Here is a 4985-nt window from a genome sequence, read left to right as displayed (position 1 = left end):
CCGTTCAAGGGCTCGCGTCCGGCTCGCGGTGGCTCAGGCCGGGGGCTCGGGCGCGGGAGACGGACCGCGGTCGGTGAGGTGGGTGCGGTCGGAGCGGCGTGCGCGCCTGCGCCGGCGGATCACCAGCGCCGCGATCAGCAGGGCGGCGAAGAGTGAGGCAAGCGCCGTCGGACCGACGGTGTCCACGCCGTCGGCGACGACGCGCTGGACGGCCGCCGCCGTCTCGATGACGGGGTCCGTGGTGGCGGGGTCGCGCTGGACGCGGATCTCGTACCAGCCGTAGTGGGCGACGTACGCGCCGACGAGGAGGAGCAGTCCGCCGCCGAGGCGCGGGGCGATGGCGCCGAGGCGTCGCATCCGGGTGACGGCGGTGGTGCGGGTGAGCGCCACAGTGAGGGAGGCCGCGCCGACGATCAGGCCCATCCCGGTGGCGTAGGCGGTGAACAGGGTGACGCCCTCGCCGGTGGAGCCGGTGCGGAAGGCGGAGACGACGATGGCGAGGAACGGAGCGATGGTGCAGCCGAGGGAGGCGATGGCGTACGCCATGCCGAACAGCGCCATCGAGGGCAGCGAACGGGTGACGGCGGGGGCCCGGCGGAGTTTCGGGGCCAGGGTGGGCAGTTGGCGGCCGACGAGCAGCCACGCTCCCGCGACGGCGATGAGCAGGCCGAACGCGATGGTGAACCAGGGCAGGTGCTGCTGGACCTGGCCGGCCACGGGCTGGACGGCGAGGCCGAAGACGGCGAAGAGTGCGGCGAATCCGGCGGTCATCGCGGCGGTGGCGGCGAGTGCGCGGGCCACGGCGGTGGTGCGGCTGGGAGTGTCGTCGCCGAGGACGAGGAGGGACAGGTAGGCGGGGAGCAGGGCGAAGCCGCACGGGTTGACGGCGGCGAGCATGCCGGCGCCGAGCGCGAGGGCCAGGGGCAGGTCGGACATGGCTTCAGCCGGTGAGTCCGGCGACCTTCTCGGCCAGCCCCTTGCCGCCGGGAAGCACGCCCTCGTAGACGGTCTTGCCGGTCCGGTCGAGGATCACGTAATGGCTCTGCCGGGTGATCTCGAACCGCTTCCACACCTCGCCCTTCTCGTCGGCCAGATGAGGGAAGGAGCCGGTACCGGTGTCGGAGACGAAGTCGCGCATGGCGGCGTTCTTGTCCAGGCCCGCGACGCCGACGACGTTCGCTCTGCCCCGGAAGTCGGCGGCGACCTTGGCGGTCTCGGCGGCCTGGCCCTTGCAGGCGGGACACCACGGCGCCCAGAACCACAGCACCGTGGGCCTGCCCGCGAGGGTCTTCGCGTCGAACGGCTTGCCGTTCACCGTGGTGGCGGTGAAGTTCAGCGCTTCGGGCACCTCCGCGCCCTCCGCCCCGCTCCCGCTGCCCTGTGAGGCGGTGGGCGGCTGGGCGGGGGACGACGCTTCCGGCGGGGAAGCCCCCGCGTCGCCACCGGCGGATGCGGAGCCTCCGTCCCCGCCGCATCCGGTGAGGGTGAGGAGAGCGGCGGCCAGGGTGGCTGGGAAGAGGGTGCGGGCGCGCAAGGAGGACTCCTCTGGGTCGGTTCCGGCGGCGAGCGTAATTGCCGTGGCCCCGGCGGGCGTTCGACCGGCGCCTTACGGATCGGTGACGTCAGCCCGCGGCGCTTTGAGCCGTTCGGGGTCGAGAGCGGTGACGCGCCCGCGGGCTCCCGCGAGACCGTGCACCGAGGTGCTGCGCGACTGCGTCGGCCCCGTTCGGCCCGGAGGGGCGGTGCGGCACTGACAGGTGCGCTGTGAAACTACCTTGTGATCTCGGATCCGGCCCTGTGACGCGGCGGGGGCGCGGTCGTGAATCGTTCCTTGGTGGCGCCGCAGGTGTCCTTCTCTGCACTTCGCCCGGAGGGGTGAGCCTGAGGGGCTGAGTGCGCTCAGAAACGCGGTCGCAGTGGGTGTTCTGGGGCTGCAGACTGTCGGCTGTGGATCGCTTGACGGAGATTGCGGACCGGTTGACAGACGTCGGCGGAGTGTTCGGCGTGTGTCTGGGCGGCAGCCGAGCGAGAGGAGCACATCGCCCCGACTCTGATTTCGATCTTGGCTTGTACTACCGGCCGCCGTTGGACACTGCCGCTTTGCGCCTCCTCGCGTCCGAGCTCACCGGCGAGTCGGTCGAAGTCACGGAACCGGGCGGCTGGGGGCCGTGGGTGGACGGTGGGGCATGGCTGACCGTTGACGGCCACCCTGTTGACTGGATCTACCGCAACCTGGACCGCGTTCACCACATCTGGGAAGAGTGCCGGGAGGGGCGCTTCGAGGTAGGGATTCAGGCCGGTCACCCGCTTGGGGTGTACTCCCATGCGTATGTCGGCGAGGTGGCCCTTGGACGCGTTCTCGCCGATCCCTGTGGTGAGCTGCGGGCCCTGCAGCAGAAGACTCGCCGTTATCCGGAGCCATTGCGCGAAGCGCTGATCGCCAACACACGGTGGGAGGCCCCGTTCATCCTGGCCAACGCCCGCAAGGGAGCGGCTCGCGCAGACACCTTCTATGTCGCCGGTTGCCTCTTCCGCGCGGTTGGGCTTCTCGTGCATGGCCTGCACGCTCACGCGGGTCGCTGGGTGTTGAACGAAAAGGGGGCTGTTCAGGCTGCGGGAGGACTTCCGGCTGCTCCCGCGGACTTCTCCGCGCGAGCGCACGGGTTGTTTGCCGTGCTCGGCACGGCCCCGTCCGTTCTGTCCACCGCGCTTGATGCCGCTGACGGACTGGTTGCCGAGGTATGCGGGCAGCTCGCGTCCTGACGGAGCCCACGATGACATGGTCGACCACCCGGGCCGTGCCCAACGACTTCGAGTAGGTGCAGTTGACAGACCAGCTCTCCCGTGTCGAGGACTTCGCCGCGATACTGCGCGCCCGTCTGGAGCAGAGCGCAGCCGTCGCCCGAGCCTGACGGCGATCCGGCGGGACGCCTCGGCGCCGGCGCAGCCGGACGGATCGTTCACGGCGGCCCGCTCGTCGGCCTCCGGAACCCGGTCGCGGTTCCGGAGGCCGACGGTGTTCAGGGGCCCGCGTCCGCTTCTCGCAACCTCTCCCCCGCGGAGGGCGGACCCCGGTCCTCGTAGGGCCTCAGCAGTGGCTGTTGCGCAGGTACGGCCAGGTCCTGGGGCCGACCTTGCCGTCCACCGCCAGGTTCGTGCCGCAGACGTCGTTGACCCGCCGCTGGAACTCCTTCGCCGCCGCCTGGGACCTGGGGCCGAAGATCCCGTCGACGGGCCCCGGGTCGATGTTGTACTCAAGCAGCAGGCACTGGGCCTCGATCCCGGAGGACGTCACCCTCGTCCCTGACGGGACGACGGTCTCGCCGTCGTAGTAACCGGCGTACAGCTTGCCGTTGGCCGCGCGGTGGACGTCGCAGGAGTACGCGGCCGCGCTCACGGCGCCGTCGGCGCCCCGGTCGGTGGCGACGGCCACGCCTCCTCCGGTCGTGCCGCCCAGAAGGGCGAGCGAGGCGATGAGAAGGCCCGCGCGGCGGCGGGTGGTCCTGGTGGGTGCCATGGGTGAACCCCGTTTCTTCCGGTTCTTCCGAAGGGCGGATGGTCGGTCCGCTCGGTGGAGCGGCGCGGTGCGGACCGCGCCGCCGGTGTGCGACGCCCATGCTGGGACCTGTCTCCCGGCCGGTGCCACGGGCATCGCGGGGGCGGGGACAGCGCGGGACGTTCATCGCTCCGACCTGCTGGGACACCGCACGGGACGCGGCTGCCCGGGGACGCGGGCGCGCAGCCGACACGTGCGGGGGTAACGGCTCTCGGTGCCGCTTCGTTGAGCAGGGTCGTACGCGAACGAGGTGGGACATGTCGCGTTGGAAGGCGCTGCCCGGGTCCGTGGACCCCCGGGTCCGGCGGCTCGTGGTGGAGATGCGCCGGCTGAAGGACCACAGTGGCCTGGGCCTTGCCGCTCTGGCCGCGAAGACCCCGTACAGCCGCTCGTCCTGGGAGCGGTATCTGAACGGCAAGGCGATGCCGCCCCGGCAGGCCGTCGAGGCTCTGGCGCGGGTGTGCGGCGGTGACGTGGCCGGACTGGCCGCGCTGTGGGAGGTGGCTGCCGGCGAGTCGGCGGTACGCGGGCTCGCGGACAGACCGGAGGCCGGGAACCGGCGCCCGGAGGCCACGGAGCGCGCCCCGGATGCCGAACCGGAGGACGGACGGGCGGCTGAACCCCCACCGCGGCGCCGGGGGCGGTCGCCGTTCGCGGCGGCCGTGCTGGTGGGCGGGCTCGCGGTGGCGGTGGCGGTGGGGCTGGCCGTCGAGCGGCCGTGGCGGGAATCTCCGCGCTCGTCGGACGGGACGACCGTGGCCGCGGGTCCGGCTCCCCTGTCGCCCCCGACCCCTGACGCCTCCCTGCGTACCTATCCGTGTCTCTTCGAGGTGCGCGACGGCCTCTGGTACGCCGGGCACAGCACCACCCTCACCGAGGAGTACGGTCTCGGGGCGGTGGTCGAGGCGGTCGCCGAGATCCAGTGCCTGGTGCAGAAGCACGGCTTCGACCCGCAGGGCGTGGACGGGTGGTTCGGCCCCAACACGAAGGCCGCCGTGCGGGCGTTCCAGCGCTCGCGCGGGCTCGACGACGACGGCGTCGTCGACCCGGCGACCTGGCGAGAGCTGCGGAACCCCGATGACTGACGCGGTACGGGCGCAGGGCGAGCCCGAGCCGCCGCCCGACGGTCTCGCGCCCGAAGTCCGCCACTTGCTGACCCGGTTGCGCGAGGCGCGTGCCCGGACGGGACTGAGCTATGCCGCGTTGGGTTCCAGGACTCCGTACAGCCGCTCGTCCTGGGAGCGGTATCTCAACGGCAAGGCGCTGCCGCCGCGCCAGGCCGTCGAGGCGCTCGCGCGGCTGAGCGGCGCGGACCCGGCCCGGCTGCTGGCGCTGTGGGAGCTGGCCGAGCGGGCCTGGCGCGGGCGCGACGCGTTCGGCGGCGGTCCGCGCGAGGAGACCGGCATCGCACCCGAACTCCCTCCGCCCC

General features: G+C 72.5%; 6 protein-coding genes. 3 read left to right on the top strand and 3 right to left on the bottom strand.

Translation table 11 applies throughout. The features are described from left to right. Window positions 1–33: 33 nt before the first annotated feature. Both GUY61_RS34575 and GUY61_RS34570 read right to left on the bottom strand, forming a co-directional pair. The gene (locus GUY61_RS34575) at window positions 34–936 is read right to left on the bottom strand and encodes a cytochrome c biogenesis CcdA family protein (RefSeq protein ID WP_166634280.1); all 903 of its coding nucleotides are present in this window, start codon (window positions 934–936) and stop codon (window positions 34–36) included. Window positions 937–940: 4 nt separating this feature from the next. Next, window positions 941–1534 carry a redoxin domain-containing protein gene (locus GUY61_RS34570; RefSeq protein WP_166634279.1) on the bottom strand — a complete coding sequence of 198 codons (594 nt, stop codon included), beginning with the start codon at window positions 1532–1534 and terminating at the stop codon, window positions 941–943. Window positions 1535–1947: 413 nt separating this feature from the next. Between GUY61_RS34570 and GUY61_RS34565 the strand changes: the two genes are divergently transcribed. Continuing rightward, window positions 1948–2763: a nucleotidyltransferase domain-containing protein gene (locus GUY61_RS34565; protein ID WP_166634278.1), complete on the top strand. Its 816-nt coding sequence runs from the start codon at window positions 1948–1950 to the stop codon at window positions 2761–2763. Between the two features lie 325 nt (window positions 2764–3088). On the opposite strand, the gene GUY61_RS34560 is transcribed toward GUY61_RS34565, so the two are convergent. Then, entirely contained in the window at window positions 3089–3517 is a 429-nt protein-coding gene (locus GUY61_RS34560; RefSeq protein WP_166634277.1) for a peptidoglycan-binding protein, read from the bottom strand. A gap of 296 nt (window positions 3518–3813) precedes the next feature. On the opposite strand from GUY61_RS34560, the gene GUY61_RS34555 reads away from it, so the two are divergent. Together GUY61_RS34555 and GUY61_RS34550 are read left to right on the top strand one after the other, a co-directional pair. Continuing rightward, window positions 3814–4641, top strand: coding sequence for a peptidoglycan-binding protein (locus GUY61_RS34555; RefSeq protein WP_166634276.1), 828 nt, complete (start codon window positions 3814–3816; stop codon window positions 4639–4641). Further along, on the top strand, window positions 4634–4985 hold a 352-nt coding region (locus GUY61_RS34550), incomplete at its 3' end, for a helix-turn-helix transcriptional regulator (protein ID WP_166634275.1). The genes GUY61_RS34555 and GUY61_RS34550, both read left to right, overlap by 8 nt.

The sequence above is a fragment of the Streptomyces sp. GC420 genome, assembly GCF_009916105.1.
Taxonomy (GTDB): Bacteria; Actinomycetota; Actinomycetes; order Streptomycetales; family Streptomycetaceae; genus Streptomyces.
The sequence above is the reverse complement of the archived record's forward strand: the minus strand, read 5'-3'. Positions and strand labels throughout refer to the sequence as shown.